At 52.9% G+C, this 516-nt stretch carries 1 protein-coding gene and 1 pseudogene; both read left to right on the top strand.

What is annotated here, in order from left to right; all coding sequences use genetic code 11:
* Positions 1 to 306, top strand: a 306-nt coding sequence (locus ACTHUR_RS18340) for a phage tail protein (RefSeq protein ID WP_440400195.1), incomplete at its 5' end; no start/stop codon positions are given.
* A pseudogene (locus ACTHUR_RS18335) lies at positions 303 to 516 on the top strand (phage minor tail protein L); the annotation flags it as partial. The gene ACTHUR_RS18340 and the pseudogene ACTHUR_RS18335, both read left to right, overlap by 4 nt.

The following is a 516-nucleotide window of genomic DNA, read 5'->3' as shown; positions in this document are numbered from 1 at the left end:
GCTTCGGATAATAAGGCTGTACATAAATTCGATGTCCGTTCCGTCCGCTTTGGCGACGGCTACGAGCAACGGCAGCCTAAATCTTTGAAACCGAAGCTGCGAAGCTGGGAGATCAAGATAGTCGGACAAAAGGCTTTGATGGGAGAAATCAAAGCCTTTTTTGATGCCCGGCGCGGTGTTGAGCCGTTTAATTGGAGACCGCCCGACGGCGTGCCTGTATTGGTCAAGGTATCGGAATATCAGGAAACGGCGAAGGGTGGCAAAGCCTACGAATTGAGCTGTACGTTTGAGGAGGTGTTTTCATGAATCCGCGTATAAAGGCCATGTCGGGCGTGATGCTGCAAGCCTTGTCTGCCGCGCAGCAGGATGTTTTGGTCGATTTGTGGCAAGTGGACTTGCGGCCGCTGGGTGGTCGGGTTTTCTATTTCTGCAATCAGGTCAACGAGCGGGGTACGGCGGTTGTCTGGCAGGGACAGGCATATGAGCCTTATCCGATTAAGGCGGACGGCTTTGAAT

The sequence above is a fragment of the Neisseria sp. P0021.S007 genome (assembly GCF_051956855.1).
This window is presented reverse-complemented; position numbering and strand designations above follow the sequence as displayed.